Source organism: Streptomyces sp. GbtcB7 (assembly GCF_019091445.1).
Classification (GTDB): domain Bacteria; phylum Actinomycetota; class Actinomycetes; order Streptomycetales; family Streptomycetaceae; genus Streptomyces; species Streptomyces mirabilis.
In genome coordinates this window covers 1-13,345 of record NZ_JAGXJM010000081.1, presented here as the reverse complement: position 1 = coordinate 13,345, position 13,345 = coordinate 1, and the positions used below count along the sequence as shown (strand labels likewise).

13 protein-coding genes are annotated in these 13,345 nt (G+C 71.2%); 1 reads left to right on the top strand and 12 read right to left on the bottom strand.

Going from position 1 to position 13,345, the window contains the following annotated elements; translation table 11 throughout:
• Positions 1–227: 227 nt before the first annotated feature.
• The 5 genes from KVT44_RS54330 to KVT44_RS54310 form a co-directional block, all read right to left on the bottom strand.
• Complete coding sequence (locus tag KVT44_RS54330; protein WP_217576507.1) at positions 228–401, bottom strand: CsbD family protein; 174 nt, start codon at positions 399–401, stop codon at positions 228–230.
• Positions 402–536: 135 nt separating this feature from the next.
• Positions 537–1,442 (bottom strand): SGNH/GDSL hydrolase family protein, encoded by a 906-nt coding sequence (locus KVT44_RS54325; RefSeq protein ID WP_254651172.1) that lies wholly within the window; start codon positions 1,440–1,442, stop codon positions 537–539.
• A 182-nt stretch (positions 1,443–1,624) separates the two neighbouring features.
• Positions 1,625–2,359 carry an SDR family oxidoreductase gene (locus tag KVT44_RS54320; RefSeq protein ID WP_217576505.1) on the bottom strand — a complete coding sequence of 245 codons (735 nt, stop codon included), beginning with the start codon at positions 2,357–2,359 and terminating at the stop codon, positions 1,625–1,627.
• A gap of 41 nt (positions 2,360–2,400) precedes the next feature.
• Positions 2,401–2,790: a 5-carboxymethyl-2-hydroxymuconate Delta-isomerase gene (locus KVT44_RS54315; RefSeq protein ID WP_217576503.1), complete on the bottom strand. Its 390-nt coding sequence runs from the start codon at positions 2,788–2,790 to the stop codon at positions 2,401–2,403.
• A 42-nt stretch (positions 2,791–2,832) separates the two neighbouring features.
• A complete protein-coding gene (locus KVT44_RS54310) occupies positions 2,833–4,290 on the bottom strand; it encodes an MFS transporter (RefSeq protein WP_217576501.1) in 1,458 nt (485 codons plus the stop codon).
• A 180-nt stretch (positions 4,291–4,470) separates the two neighbouring features.
• On the opposite strand from KVT44_RS54310, the gene KVT44_RS54305 reads away from it, so the two are divergent.
• On the top strand, positions 4,471–4,887 hold the full coding sequence (locus KVT44_RS54305; protein WP_217576499.1) for a helix-turn-helix transcriptional regulator: 417 nt from the start codon (positions 4,471–4,473) through the stop codon (positions 4,885–4,887).
• A 5-nt stretch (positions 4,888–4,892) separates the two neighbouring features.
• Here KVT44_RS54305 and KVT44_RS54300 read toward each other — a convergent pair whose 3' ends face one another.
• From KVT44_RS54300 to KVT44_RS54270, 7 genes are all read right to left on the bottom strand, one after another.
• Positions 4,893–6,173: a hypothetical protein gene (locus tag KVT44_RS54300; RefSeq protein WP_217576497.1), complete on the bottom strand. Its 1,281-nt coding sequence runs from the start codon at positions 6,171–6,173 to the stop codon at positions 4,893–4,895.
• Positions 6,174–6,177: 4 nt separating this feature from the next.
• Entirely contained in the window at positions 6,178–7,062 is an 885-nt protein-coding gene (locus KVT44_RS54295; protein ID WP_217576495.1) for an FAH family protein, read from the bottom strand.
• Between the two features lie 70 nt (positions 7,063–7,132).
• A complete protein-coding gene (locus tag KVT44_RS54290) occupies positions 7,133–8,890 on the bottom strand; it encodes a thiamine pyrophosphate-binding protein (protein WP_217576493.1) in 1,758 nt (585 codons plus the stop codon).
• Positions 8,887–10,089 (bottom strand): mandelate racemase/muconate lactonizing enzyme family protein, encoded by a 1,203-nt coding sequence (locus tag KVT44_RS54285; RefSeq protein ID WP_217576491.1) that lies wholly within the window; start codon positions 10,087–10,089, stop codon positions 8,887–8,889. The genes KVT44_RS54290 and KVT44_RS54285 overlap by 4 nt, the downstream gene beginning before the upstream one ends.
• Entirely contained in the window at positions 10,082–10,963 is an 882-nt protein-coding gene (locus KVT44_RS54280; protein WP_217576489.1) for an alpha/beta hydrolase, read from the bottom strand. Before KVT44_RS54280 ends, KVT44_RS54285 begins: the two co-directional genes overlap by 8 nt.
• A gap of 15 nt (positions 10,964–10,978) precedes the next feature.
• Positions 10,979–12,655 (bottom strand): GH3 auxin-responsive promoter family protein, encoded by a 1,677-nt coding sequence (locus KVT44_RS54275; RefSeq protein WP_217576487.1) that lies wholly within the window; start codon positions 12,653–12,655, stop codon positions 10,979–10,981.
• 100 nt (positions 12,656–12,755) lie between these two features.
• The coding region (locus KVT44_RS54270; protein WP_217576485.1) for an aldo/keto reductase at positions 12,756–13,345 on the bottom strand (590 nt) is incomplete at its 5' end.

Genomic DNA, 13,345 nt, shown 5'->3' with positions numbered 1-13,345 from the left:
GTACACGGCCGATCGGTGACCCGACCCGAACGCCAGGACGCGCCATGCCTTGACGTGCTTCCAGGGCGTGGGGGGCCCGGCCCGGGGCCCCCCCCCCCCCCGCCCCCCCCCCGGCGCCCCCCGCCCCCCCCCCCAGCCGGACGGGGGGGGGGGGGGGGGGCCCCCGCCCCCCCGCGCGCCCCCCCCCCTGCTCCGTGTAAACCGTCCACCCCACCAGCGGCCGGGCATCAGCCGCGGAAGATGTCCTTGGTCTTCTCCTTCGCCTGACGCGCGTCACCCTTGGCCTTCTCCACACGCCCCTCGGCCGTCATCCGCTCGTTGCCCACGGCACGCCCCGTGGTCTCCTTGATCTTGCCCTTGGCCTGCTCGGCCTTGGCCTTGGCTTTCTGCTCGCGAGCCATGGAACTCACCTCTCGGTGCTCTCGGCATCAGGTGCTCACTGACCCGTGTGACCCTGGGCAGATCGTGTAAACATGCCTGGTCCATGGAGTTCGTGGGGCCCATGGGGCCCATGGAGGTCGCGCGCCCCGCAGGAGCTACAGCCGCCGGAGCACCGCCCCGGCCATGGCCGCCTCGCCCTTGGCGTTGGGGTGTGCGGGGGCGGCGGGTGAAGCGGGCTGCAGCGGCTCGATCCACCGGTCGGCGGGGGCCTTGCACATGTCGTGTCCGACGGTGGGTTTGTACGTGTCGACGTATTCGGCACGGCTGAACAGGGCCAACGTGCGCATCATCAGGTTGAGCCGCTTCCCGACGTCACGCAGGTAGGCGAAGTCCTTGGCTGCGAACGGGACGGACGGATAGCAGCCGCTGCCGTCGTCGGGCAGGAGGTCCGGGTAGCCGACCACGAGCACCCGGGCGTGCGGGGCCCTGTCGTGCACGGCGCGCAACACCCGTGCGATCTTGGGAGCCGTCTCGATGATGTTCCGCGTCAGCTGGTCGAAGCCCGAGGAGTTGTAGTACTGCTGGCAGGGGTTGCCCGACGGGTCCTTGGAGCTCAGCGCGGCACAGGTGCCGATGATGGAGCCGAAGCCGATGTCGTTGCCGCCTATCTGCACGGTCACCAGATCCGTGGAGCGCTCGACGGCGTTCAGCTGGGGTCCGTTGGTTCCCTGCGCGTTCCACATGTCGTCGGTCGTCGCGCCGGCGCAGCTCACGTCCGTGAACGATCTGGTCGGCCGCCGCGTCGCGACGAGCGAGGGGTAGTTCTGGTCGGAGCGGGCGCAGTTGGCGTCCACCTGACGAGGGATCAGGGGTCCGGAGGTGTACGAGTCGCCGAGCGCCACGTAGTCGGCTCCCCGATGGGAGTGCGATCCGCTCGCGACGGCGGGAGACGCGGAGGCGACGCCGAGGAGCAGGACACCGCAACCGAGGGCGGCTCCCAGCGCGGAGGCATGTCGTCGTCTTCGGGTGGCGTCGCCCCGGACCACGTGATGGTTCATCATCTCTCCTCCGTCGACACTGACGCGGCGTTCCTTGCACGCTCAACATCGCTTGTATACCGGCCGGTAGGTCGCTGGAGAAGAGATCTGTCACATATGCGGGAAACCCCGCCTCCCGAGTACCGGAGACGGGGCCTCACAGCGCACCCGCCGCGGTACGGCGAGAGGTGTCGGGTCACGTGCCGTCAGGCGATGGCTCCGCCGCCGTCGACGTACACGGTGGTGCCCGTCGCGTAGGCGTTGCCGGTGACGAAGAGCACCGCCTGAGCGACGTCGGCCGCCTCCCCCACGCGCCCCACGGGCAGGCGTTGCGTCGCCGCCTCGTACATCCGCTCGCGGGCGGTGACGTCCATCCCCTCCCAGAGCGGGGTCCGCAGGAGCCCCGGCGAGACGGCGTTGACGCGCAGCGGCGCGTACTCCAGGGCCAGGCCGCGCACGAGGGCCTCGAGGGCCGCGTTGATGGCGCTCTGCAGGGCCGAGGCCCGGCCCGGCCGCTGGGAGAGGTAGCCGGCGAGCAGTGTCAGCGACCCGGAGGGCCGGACGCGGACGGACCGGGCGACGCGGTACGCGCCCCAGAACTTGCTGTCCATGGCGGCGTACGCGTCGGCCAGCGGCAGGGCGTCGACCCGCCCCATGGGGGTCTCCCCCGCCGAGACGACGACGTGGTCGAACTCCCCGGCGGTGGCGGCGAACTTCTCCACCTCCTCCTCGGAACGGATGTCCAGGGTCTGCCCGTTCACCGCCCCGCCGCCGGACGCGGTGAGCCCGCCGAGCACCGAGAGGGCCGCGTCGAGCCGCTGCGGGCTGCGCGAGGCGATGACGGTTTCGGCGCCTTGCGTGACGAACTCCCGGGCGGTGGCGAGGCCGACACCGGAGGTGCCGCCGACGACCAGGACGCGCTGGTCTGCGTATGCGCTCATGACTGGTTCTGCTCCTGTACGTGGAGGGGGGGCCGGGCCGGTCAGGCCGCGGGACGGCCGCTGTGGTCCTCGGACCGGGTCCGGGCGAAGCTCGGGCGGTCCAGCTCGGTGATCTGGACGGAGATGTCGCAGGCCGTCTCGCGCAGGGTCGCCTCGAAGACGTCGGCGAGTACGGTCAGGGCGGCCTCGCTCACCGCCGTCCTGGCCTCCGGGGACTTGCCGCCGAACGTCCGTACGTCGAGGTTGACGAACGACTGCTCGCGGGTGCCGTCCCCGATGAAGTACTGGTCCATGCGGACGGCACGGCTCTTGAAGTCCTGGATGCGGAAGCCTCCGACGGAGGCCAGTTCGGTGTGCAGCTTCCCGAAGAGGGCGGCCGGGTCTATGCGCTCCCGGACGTTGCCGGAGTATTCGAGCACGAGGTGAGGCATGGAACGGGGACTCCTTGGGGTAGGGCGACCGGGCGGCGGCCGTCAGCGCGCGTCGGCGGTCTTCAGAGCGGGCTCGGACCCGGCCTTGGACGCGGCGGCCGCCGGTGCCGTCGCGGTGGTCGCCTGCCGCCTGGGCAGGCCGACCGCGCTGAGCACCGCGCTGATCGCGAGGGCCACCACGGCGCAGAGCAGGGCCGCGCGCAGGCCGGACAGGAAGTGGTCGGAGGCGGCCTGGCCGACGAGCAGACCCATCACCGCGACGCCGATGAGGCCGCCCAGTTGACGCGAGGCGTTGAGGACGCCGGAGGCGATACCGGCGTTGGCCGGGTCCACGGAGCCGAGCATGGCGTTGGTCATGGAGGGGACGACCAGGCCGATGCCGAATCCGGCGACGACGAACTGCGCGGTCATCTGCGCGTACGCCCCGGAGTCGACGACGGGGACCGTGGCCAGGTAGCCGAGGACGGCGAGGGTGTTGCCGGTGATCAGTACGGTCCGGGCGCCGTAGCGCTTGACCAGCGGACCGCACGACAGGTTCGCGATCATGATGGCGGCCGTCATCGGGAGGAACGCGAGTCCGGCGCCGATGGGCGAGTAGTCCCAGACCTGCTGGAAGAAGAGGCTGAAGACGAAGATCAGCCCGTAGAAGGCGAAGTTCAGCAGCACCCCGATGAGGGACGTGGAACTGAACGCCCGTCGGCCGAACAGGTGGAGGGGCAGCATCGGGTCGCCACTGCGGCGCTCCGCCGTGAGAAAGCCGACCAGCGCGACCAGGAAGACGGCCAGGCAGGTCAGGACGGTGGCCGAGGACCAGCCCTGCGCGTTGGCCTCCACGATCGCTCCGGTGAACGCGCCCAGGCCGACGACGGCGAGCAGCTGACCGGGCAGGTCCAGCGAGCGGCGGACCGAGGCGTCGCGCGCGGGGGCGGGCCGGGCGTGGGCCCGCACGAGCACGATGCCGACGGCGGCGATGGGGACGTTGACGTAGAAGATCGAGCGCCAGCCGAGCGAGTCCACCAGCAGGCCGCCCACGACCGGGCCGAGCGCGAGGGCGAGTCCGCCGGCCGCGGCCCAGAGGCTCACGGCGCGGGTGCGTTCCGCCGGGTCGGGGAAGTTGGTGTTCACGATCGACAGCGAGGACGGCACGATCATCGCGGCGCCGACGCCCTGGACCACACGGGCGGCGATGAGGGCGACCAACGAGGGGGCGGCGCCGCAGGCCAGGGACGTCACGGCGAACAGCGCGAAGCCCGCCATGAAGATCTGCTTGGGGTCGTAACGGTCGCCCATGGCGCCGGCGGTCAGGAGGAAGGCCGCGAAGGTGAGCGTGTAGCCGTTGATCACCCACTCAAGACCGGACAGACTGCCGCCGAAGTCCGCGCCGAGCGCCTTGGTGGCGACGTTCACGACGCTGACGTCCAGGATGACGACCACGAAACCGAGGCAGGCCGCGAACAGAGTCAGTCCCGGCCGGGTCTTGTGGGGTTGGGTCTGAGGCACGGTTTTCCTTCCGTCGTGCCGGAGGGCGGTGGGGGGCCGGAGCCGGGCGATACGCAGCGGGCTCCGGTAGACTGTTCGTCTACAAGCGAACAGTCCGAGTGTACGCAGATCATCGAACACTCTGCAATCCGTGTACGGCACGCCTCACGGACCAAGCGAGTCGGGACGGAGCAACCAGCCATGACGGCACAGAGCCGAGAGTCGACGGCACGGGGCGGGCGGTCGACCGCGGAGAGCCGACAGCCGACGGCAGCCGCGAGTCACCGGACGCCACCGGTTCACACTCCCCCGGGCGACGTACCGCTGGAGGCGGCGCTGCTCGCCCTCGCCGACCCGGTCCGCCAGACCCTGGTACGGGAGTTGGCCGGAGCCGCCGACTGGGAAAGGGCGTGCGGCAGCTTCGACGTGCCGGTCACCAAAGCGACCCTCAGCCGCCACTTCGCCGTACTGCGCGAGGCCGGCCTCCTGGAGCAGCGCGACGCCGGACCCAAGAGGCTCAACCGGCTGCGCCGCACCGAGTTCGACGAGCGCTTCCCCGGCCTCCTCGCCCTGGTCCTGCGCACCGAGGACACCGAGGACACCGAGGACAAGGCCTGAGCACCTCATCGGGAAGCCCCCGCCGGCAGACCCCGGCGCGTCGCGGCGGGGCGTAGCGCGCGGTCGCGCAGTGCCTTCGCGACGGCGCGCACCGTGTCCGGGGCGGTGCTGGGGGTGCCGAAGGCGAGTGCCGTCGTGAACGCCCCGCCGAGGGTGCCGAGATGGAGGACGACCCCGTAGTTGGCGCCCACGCGGTTGACCACGGTGCGATAGCCGGTGACCCGGGCGGTGTGCGGGCCGAGCGCCGGGTCGACGACACCGACGTTGGTGATGCAGATCCCGGGGGCCGACCGGGCGGCCGCGGTCTCCTCCACCGCCCGCCGGATCACCGCGTGGTCCCGCAGGGGCGGGCGCCACGCGGCGTCCGCCCGCGCCAGCGCCGCGGCGTAGTCACGGGCTTCGTCGGCCGGATCACCCCGGCCGACCCGCACGGGAACGTTCAGGACGTTGATGAAACAGCCCACGTCCGGCAGTTCGGCGCTCTCCTCGTATCGTCGCCGCAGCGACACGGCCGTGCACAGATTCACCTCCGAACGGCCCGTGACCTCGGCGTACGACTCGGCCAGCGCGACCGCGAAGAACTGATTGACCGTCACCCCCCGTTCCCTGCACCAGGACTTGAGGGCCAGGCTCTCCGCCCGGGTGAACGCCAGCGGGACGAAGTCCGCTGCCCGCTCGTCCCACGGCCGGTGCGCCTCGAACGGCAGGGGATCGGGCCGCGGCACGGACTCCCGTACCGGGGCGTCCGGCCCCGCGGGCGGCCGGTACGTCAACGCGTCGGCGTTGGGCGGCAGGGTCCGGACGTCGTGAACGCTCACCCCGTCGGTCGGGGCGAACAGCGCGTCCAGCAGAGCGCGGACCACGGCACCGGTGGAGTGGCCGTCCGAGATCGCGTGGTTGCGGGTGAAGTAGAGGTGCGACGCACCCGCGCCCGGGTCGCGGACGAGGCGCAGCCGCCACAGTGGACCACCGGTCTCCAGCACGTCGTTGAGCTCTCGGCGCAGTGCGTCGTCGGGCGAGTCCGGCGCGCCGAGCGGGTCGTGTCGGATCTGTCCGGGCCGGGGTCCGGGGCCGGTGGTGAACCACAGGCCGTCGGGCCGCTCCTCGATGCGCAACGACAGCAGCGGCAGCTCGGCGGCCCACCGCTCGGCGCCGCGCCGGAAGTGCTCGGGCTCCAGGTCGCCGCGCACCGTGACATGGGTGGTGACCTGCGTGGTGCCGTGCATCAGCGCGTGGGTGCGGGCGAACGCCGCCTCGACGTCGCTGAGTCGGCGCAGCGGGGTCACGGCGTCAGTCCTGTCCGGGGCGGCGCGTCCACACCAGCGGGTGGGACAGCCGCACACCGTGGCTCGCGACGTCGATGGTGACCCGGTCGCCGTCCGCGGTCCGGAACCCGGCGTGGAAGCTGCTGCGGTCGGCGCCTATGTAGACGTAGTGCACCCGGCCGGGGCGGTGCAGGGCCTCGTAGGAGAAGAGGCGCGACATCATCGTGGGCAGGTCGTAGTGGAGGGCGTCGACACCGGTGGTGAACGCGCCCTTCCAGGCCGGTGCCCCGCCGCGCTCGACGGTGACCTCGCCCGTCACCGAGCGCGGCGGTTCGCCGAGGTGCAGCCAGGGGGCCACCCCGGCGTCGCACAGCTTCGCGTACGACAGGTGTCCGGCGTGCTGCTTGAAGCGGCCTATGTCGGTGACGTCGTTGCCGAAGGTGTAGCCGGCGTAGCGGGGCGTCCCCCGTTCGTCGCCCACGTAGACGAGGACCACCTCGGCCTCCTCGCACACGGCCACGGCGTCGCCGGGTACGGACAGCGCCTCGCCTGGCACCTTCAGGACGTCCCCGAGCCCCTTGACGAACCAGTTGGGCTGGTCCGGGACCTCGGCGCCGACCTTCACGTTGTGCGTCATCATGAAGCCGCTGACCAGCGCGTCCCCCACGTGCGCGGGCAGCAACGGCGGCAGCAGCCGTGCCCGGTGACGTTCCGCGGCCGGTACGTCGACGGCCGCCCGGCCCAGGGTGAGCAGCGCGGCGGTGTCCGCCCCGTCGCCGACCGCCTTGGTGAGCAGCGCGGCGAGGGTGTCACCGGCCAGGGGATACAGGCGCAGGGGCGCTCCGGCCTCCGGCACGCCCAGTCCGAAGTGCCGCTCGTCGTCGTAGATGCATTCGAAGACCACCGTCATGGTGGGTGCCTCCTGGGAAGTCGCGGGCTGGGAAGGCGGTGGCCCGCCCGGACCGGGCGGGCCGGTCCGGTCACTCCATGAGGATCTCGACGAGGACGGGCTTGCCGTGCTCCTTGATGTGGGCGACCGCCTCGCGCACGGTCGGCGCGACGGCGTCGACGCGCTCCACCCGCGGCAGGGTGTGGACACCGAACGACTGGGCCAGTGTCACGAAGTCGACGGGCCGGTCGTAGAAACTGGTGGCGATGTGCGCGCGGTCGATGTCCCGGTCGCGGTTGCCGGCGATGCGCTCGGCGTGCTGGGTGGAGTTCAGGTAGAGGCGGTTGTTCATGACGATCACCAGGAGCGGCACGTCGTAGGCGGCGAGAGTCCACAGCGCGCTGGGCGTGTAGAGGAAGTCGCCGTCGGCCTGGAGGTCGACGCAGAGCGTGTCGTCGCTCTGGTGGGCGAGCGCCGCGCCGATCGACGCGCCGAGACCGTAGCCGAGGCCGCCGCCGCCGTTGAGGCCGAGGTAGCTGCCGGGTCGCTCCAGCGGCCAGAGCTTCTTCACCCAGCCGTCGATGGTGAGGCTGCCGGTGTTGGTGAGGATCCACTCCTCGTCGCGGACCGCACGGTGGATCTCGTCGACGGCCGCGGACACGTGGATACGGTCGCGGCCCTTCGCCTCCTCGGCCTGGCGCGCCCAGTCGGCGCGGGCTTCGGTGTGCAGGTCGGCGAGGGCCTTGGTGCGCTGTTCGCGGCGCTCGGTGAACGCGGGCGCCGCGAACGGACCGGCCGGGTCCTCGACGACCGTACGCAGCGCGGCCACCGAGTCCGCGGTGTCGGCCGCGACGGCGCGGGTGACCGGCACGAACTGCTGGTAGTCGGCGGCCCATTTGCTGGTGAGCAGTTCGTTGAAGCCGACGGTGACGATGTCGGCGCCGTTCGCGGGCGCTCCCTGGTCGGTGAGCGTGAGAAAGGAGCCGAGGGCGCCGACCAGGTCCTGCACCTCGAGGGCGAGGACGAGGTCGGCGTCGGCCAGGAGCGTGCCCGAGGTGTGACTGACGTTGAGCTGGTGGGTGTTGGGGAAGTTGAGCCGGTTGCCGCGGTCGACGACGGCCAGGCCGAGTGCGTCGGCGAGCGCGACCAGCTGCGCGACGGTACCGGGGTCACGGCCCGAGAAGTCGACGACCAGGACCGGGAGTCGGGCGGCGAGCAGTCGCCCGGTCAGGTCGTCGAGGTCGGCGCCGTTCAGCGCGGGCAGCCGGGCGGCCTCGGTGGCCCGCGCGGGGAGCAGCCGTACGCCCTCCTCGAGCGGCTGCTCCTGCACGTCGAAGTCGAGTGCCACGAACACCGGCGCCTGCATCGGCGTGTTCATCAGCTTGAAGGCGCGGTAGAGGGACTCGACGGTGGCCCGCTGGCCGATGGGCTGGTCGCACCACTTCACGTAGTCCTTGACGACGGACTCGATGTTCTGCGAGGTGTGGATCCAGTCGATCCACGGGCGGCGCTTGCCGGCGTCGACGGGGCCGTTGCCGCCGAGTACGAACAGCGGTACGCGGTCGCACCAGGCGTTGAAGACGGCCATCGAGGCGTGCAGCAGACCGACGTTGGCGTGCACGAACACACCCATGTGCCGGCCGCTCGCCTTGTGGTAGCCGTGCGCCACGGCCACGGCGATCTCCTCGTGGCAGGTCATGACAATCTCGGGGGCGATCTCGGCGTTGTCCGCGTGGACGAGGGAGTCGTGCACGCCGCGGAAGGACGCGCCGGGGTTGAAGGCGACCTTGTCGATGCCCTGCTGGTGCAGGAACTCCACCACCAGGTCGGAGAAGTAGGACGTCGTCATGCGTGTTCCTTCGTACGGGGCGCGGGAGCGGGGAGGGGCCGCCAGGACGTGTCGCCCTCGGTGCGGCGCAGCACGGCCCAGGGTTCGGCGTGTTCGTTGAGGTCGAGGCCGAAGCCGGGCCCGGGGGCCGGGGTGATGGTGTTGGTGGTACGGCACACCGCCGGGGGCGGTGAGACGACCGGTTCGGGGAAGAAGCGGTCGGACTGGCCGGCCTCCACGGTGAACGCGTCGCCGTGTGCGAAGGCGAGGGCGCGGCCGGCGTTGATGAGCGGTCCGACCTCGGCGACCTGGACGCCGATCTGGAAGCCGAGGCCCGCGCGCCGGGCCAGCTCGATCACTTGCGCGGCGGTGACCGGGCCGCCGTTCTTCGCCACCCGGACGTTGAAGGCGTCGCAGGCCCCGGACTCGACGGCGGTGCGGGCGTCGTCGAGGGTGCACACCGACTCGTCGAGCAGGATGCGAAGACCGGTGCGGGCCCGCAGCCGGGCGAGATCCGCCCAGGACCCCTTGGCCAGGGGCTCTTCGACGAGGTCGGCCCCGGCGTCGCACAGCGCGGCCAGGTGCCCGTGGGCCTCGTCCGGGGTCCAGCTCATGTTGGCGTCGACCATGACGGGGACGGTGTCGCCGAGGCGGGCGCGGATCGCGGTGACCGTGCGGAGGTCGCGGGCGATGTCGTCGGCCGCCTTGACCTTGACGAAGTGGAAGGGGCCGCGGGTGTCGAGGAACTCCTCGACGTCGAGGCTGAGGTCGAGTACCTGGGAGACGGGCAGCGCGGGGCGGCGCGCGGCGGGTGCCCCTTCGGTGGGCACCAGTTCCGCCCCGCCCAGGCCCAGCCGCCTGCCCAGCAGGTCGAGCAGCGCGGTCTCCAGGAGGCAGAGCAGATTGCCGCCGCCTCGCAAGCCGAAGGTCCCGGCGACTCCATCGTGGCGCAGCCGGGCGAGGAGCGCGGCCGGTTCGGTCGAGCGGACCCGCGCGAAGATCTCGTCCAGCGGCACATGGCGAAGGGCGCCGGTCACGGTCTCGGTGGTCTCCCCGGTGACGTACGCCCTGGGGGCGCACTCCCCCAGGCCGCTCGCTCCGTCGACGTCCAGGCGCAGCAGGAGGCTGTCGGAGGTGGAGCGGCGTTTGGCGGGGTGGTCGAAGGAGACCGCCATCGGCATCTCGACCCGGTACAGGACGGCCTCGGCGGCGTCAGGCATGGCGGTCCAGCCCCTGGAGGAGGGTGAACGTGGACGCCCAGTCGACGAGCCGGGCCCGTACGTCGGTGTAGAAGAGGTAGTGCTTGTCGGTGGCGAACTGGAGCAGGGCGCCGTGGCTCCCGGTCATCCCGAGGAAGGTGCGCCGCGCGTCGTCGAGGTCGATGATCGGGTCGCTGATGCCGGACACGTAGGCCGCCGGGACCGCGGGCAGCGCCCGCTCGGGCCGCATGTACAGCCGCTCCAGGTCGAGCAGCACGCCCCGGGAGCGCCGGGTCAGTTCGCGTACCGCCAGGTCGTCGTGGTCGATGAAGTGCCGGTGGCGCGCCTCGTCCGTGAAGTCCTGGGCCCTGAGCCCGGCGTCCCACGGCTCCTGGCCGGCCTCGGCCGCCAGGGTCCGCAGCTGCTCGTCGTCGAGGGTGGCGTGCAGTTTGCCCAGCCATGCCGAGCAGAAGACGGCCGCGTCGTAGCGGGTGGTGAAGTCCGGGTGGTGCATGAGCGCCGCCATGAAGGAGCCGCCCAGGCAGTGCCCGAAGAGCGACAGCGGCACGCTCTCGCCGACCGCCTCCCGTACGTACTCCAGCGCGGCCACGTAGTCGCGGATCACCGTGTCCACGTCGGGCAGGTCGTGCCGTGTGCCGCCGCTGATGCCGCTGCCGCGCCGGTCGAGGACGTAGAAGGCGATGTCGTTGTCGGCGAACTGGGGCCCGACCTCCCACAGCCAGCCGGCGTGCGACTGCAGTCCGTGGAAGTAGAAGACGGCGCCTTTCACCTGTCCGCGCGGCCGCCACAGGTGCAGCGCCAGTTCGGCGCCCTCGACGGGGATGCCCACGATCTCGCGGCGGATGTTCTGCGGCGGCCTCTTGGTCTCGATCACGTCCGAACTCCCCTTTCAGCGGCCGGATATGCGGCCGGATATGGCGGCGACGAAGTCGATGTCCTGCTGGAACGGCTTGTACTTGTACTGGGTGGCGTTGCCCGCCTGGCGGCGGCTTTCGATGTAGGTGGTAATGGCGTCGTGGGGCACGGTGACGACCTCCAGCGCGCCGAGCCGCCCGCTGTCCCGCTTGGACGCGTACTCGATGTTGATGTCGTGCAACGCGCTGTCGACGTCGACAGACAGGGCCTTGTCCAGTCGCGGTGACGGCTCGGGGGCCTCGGCGACGACGATGTAGTACGGGGGCTCCGCCCACCGCGGTCCGCACATGTAGAGCCCGGTGCCGAGGCCGCTGGCCGCGAGACCCCGCCGGATGGCCTCGGTGACCTGGGACTCGGTGATCTTCTCGCCGGTGAAGGAGTGGAAGATGCCGTCACGGTGGACGAAGTGGACCCACGGGGTGCCGTCCACGATCCGGTCGACGCGGTAGATGTCGCCCGTCCACAGGCGGTAGAGGCCGTTGCCCTGCGTCATGATGAGGTGGTAGTCGCGGCCGGGTTCCACCTCGTCGAACAACAGCGTGTGAACCGGCTCGCCGCTGTCGACGAGTTCACCCAGGGGCACATCGGCGGGTACGAACTCGAAGTACGCCTGCCCCACGGCCAGCGGCTGGCTGTGTGGCGAGTCGTCCACCGGGATGGTGGTGACCCCCTCGGTGCCGCAGCTCATGAACGGCAGCTTGTCGACGCCGGGGAGGACCGCGTCCAGCTTGGCCGCGTACAGCCCGGCGGAGGCGGAGAGCCAGCAGGTGTAGAGGGTGAGGGAGGGCCACACGTCCTTGAGGCTGAAGTCCGGCTTGCGCAGGACCTCTTCGAGGTGCCGGGCGGCCCGCTCGTCGGGTTCGGTGTACGGCCTGCCCTCCAGCGTTCCCTCGCGCAGGTCGCGCACCAGGTCCGTGCCGTGCGCGGCCAGCAGGTCCCGCAAGGAGATCAGGGTGCTCGGGTTGATCGCCGAGATGTAGTGCAGGTCCCTGCCGACGAGGTGCCGGATGCGGTGGTACATGCGGCCCTCGTGGGCGCTGGGGACGGCCGGGCCGAACCACGGCGACTCGTACCACGGCGGATTCCAGTCGCGACTGTTGATCTGCGGGTGCCGGTTGCTGACGGCCTGGTGCCCGATCCCATGGACGAAGTCGAAGACGTCCTCCCGGACGGTCTGGGTGTCGAGCGTCGCGTACGGGTGGTCGAGCAGCTCCGGGTGGTACTCCAGGTACGTGCCCCACATCGCCTTCATGGCGGGGATGCGGTAGGTGAGAAGCCAGTGCAGGGTGTAGGGCACCAGCTTGGGGACTCCGGTGGTCCCGCTGGTCTTGAGCCAGCGCAGCACCGGACTGCAGGTCAGGGTTCCGCCCTTGGTACGGGTCTCGCGCTCGATCTCCGGTACGAAGTCGTCGTAGCGCATGATGGGCAGCACCGAACGGAAGAGGCCGGGGTCGGCGGCGACGGCGTCGTAGCCCCGCTCCCGCCAGTGGACCGAACCCGCGCTCATGTCGATGACGTCGGCGAGGACGCGCTGTTGTGCGACACCGGGTTGCTTCAGGTCGGACAGCAAGGCGTCCCGGGCCTGCCGGCACTCGTCCGCGAAGGGAGCGCGGCGGTCGTTCCAGTGTTTCTGCCAGTGCGGTATGTCCACGGCTGCTCCTGAGGATCTGTATCTGGCTCTGGGCTCTGCTGCGGGAAAAGAAGAGAGCGGCACGTCGGAGGACGGCTCTCGAGAACCTGGCCGGGAGGAGTCAGCGGTCGATGTAGGCCATCATTCGCTCGTTGTAGCGAGGGCCGGCGACCAGCTCGGCGCGTACGGCGTCGTCGATCTCGGCGAGCGTGTCCACGCCGAGCGCCACCGTGGCGGAGCGGGTGTTCTCCTCCAGGTACGTACGCCGCTTGGTGCCCGGGATGGGGACGATGTCGTCGCCCTGGTGCAGCGCCCAGGCGATGGCGAGCTGGGCCGGGGTGAGTCCGTGGCGCTCGGCGACCTCCCGGATCTTCGCGGCGATCGCCATGTTCTGTTCGTAGTTGACGCCCTGCAGACGCGGGTCGTGGTGCCGGAAGTCGTCGTCCGGGTAGTCCTCGGCGCGCCGTACGCCACCGGTCAGGAAGCCCCGGCCGAGCGGGCAGAAGCCGACGAGGCCGATGCCGAGTTCCCGCAGGAGCGGCAGGACCCCGTCCTCCAGGTTCCGCTCCCAGACCGAGAACTCGCTCTGCACGACGGACAGCGGGTGGACGGCGTGGGCGCGACGGATGGTCTTCTCGCCCGCCCCGCACAGGCCCAGGTAGCGGACCCTGCCCTGCCGTACGAGGTCGGCCATGGTGCCGACGACGTCCT

Coding starts and splice junctions, on each gene's coding strand:
- KVT44_RS54330 (WP_217576507.1), bottom strand. CDS start 401: ATGGCTCGCGAGCAGAAAGCCAAGGCCAAGGCCGAGCAGGCCAAGGGC.
- KVT44_RS54285 (WP_217576491.1), bottom strand. CDS start 10,089: ATGCCTGACGCCGCCGAGGCCGTCCTGTACCGGGTCGAGATGCCGATG.
- KVT44_RS54325 (WP_254651172.1), bottom strand. CDS start 1,442: ATGATGAACCATCACGTGGTCCGGGGCGACGCCACCCGAAGACGACGA.
- KVT44_RS54305 (WP_217576499.1), top strand. CDS start 4,471: ATGACGGCACAGAGCCGAGAGTCGACGGCACGGGGCGGGCGGTCGACC.
- KVT44_RS54290 (WP_217576493.1), bottom strand. CDS start 8,890: ATGACGACGTCCTACTTCTCCGACCTGGTGGTGGAGTTCCTGCACCAG.
- KVT44_RS54315 (WP_217576503.1), bottom strand. CDS start 2,790: ATGCCTCACCTCGTGCTCGAATACTCCGGCAACGTCCGGGAGCGCATA.
- KVT44_RS54295 (WP_217576495.1), bottom strand. CDS start 7,062: ATGACGGTGGTCTTCGAATGCATCTACGACGACGAGCGGCACTTCGGA.
- KVT44_RS54320 (WP_217576505.1), bottom strand. CDS start 2,359: ATGAGCGCATACGCAGACCAGCGCGTCCTGGTCGTCGGCGGCACCTCC.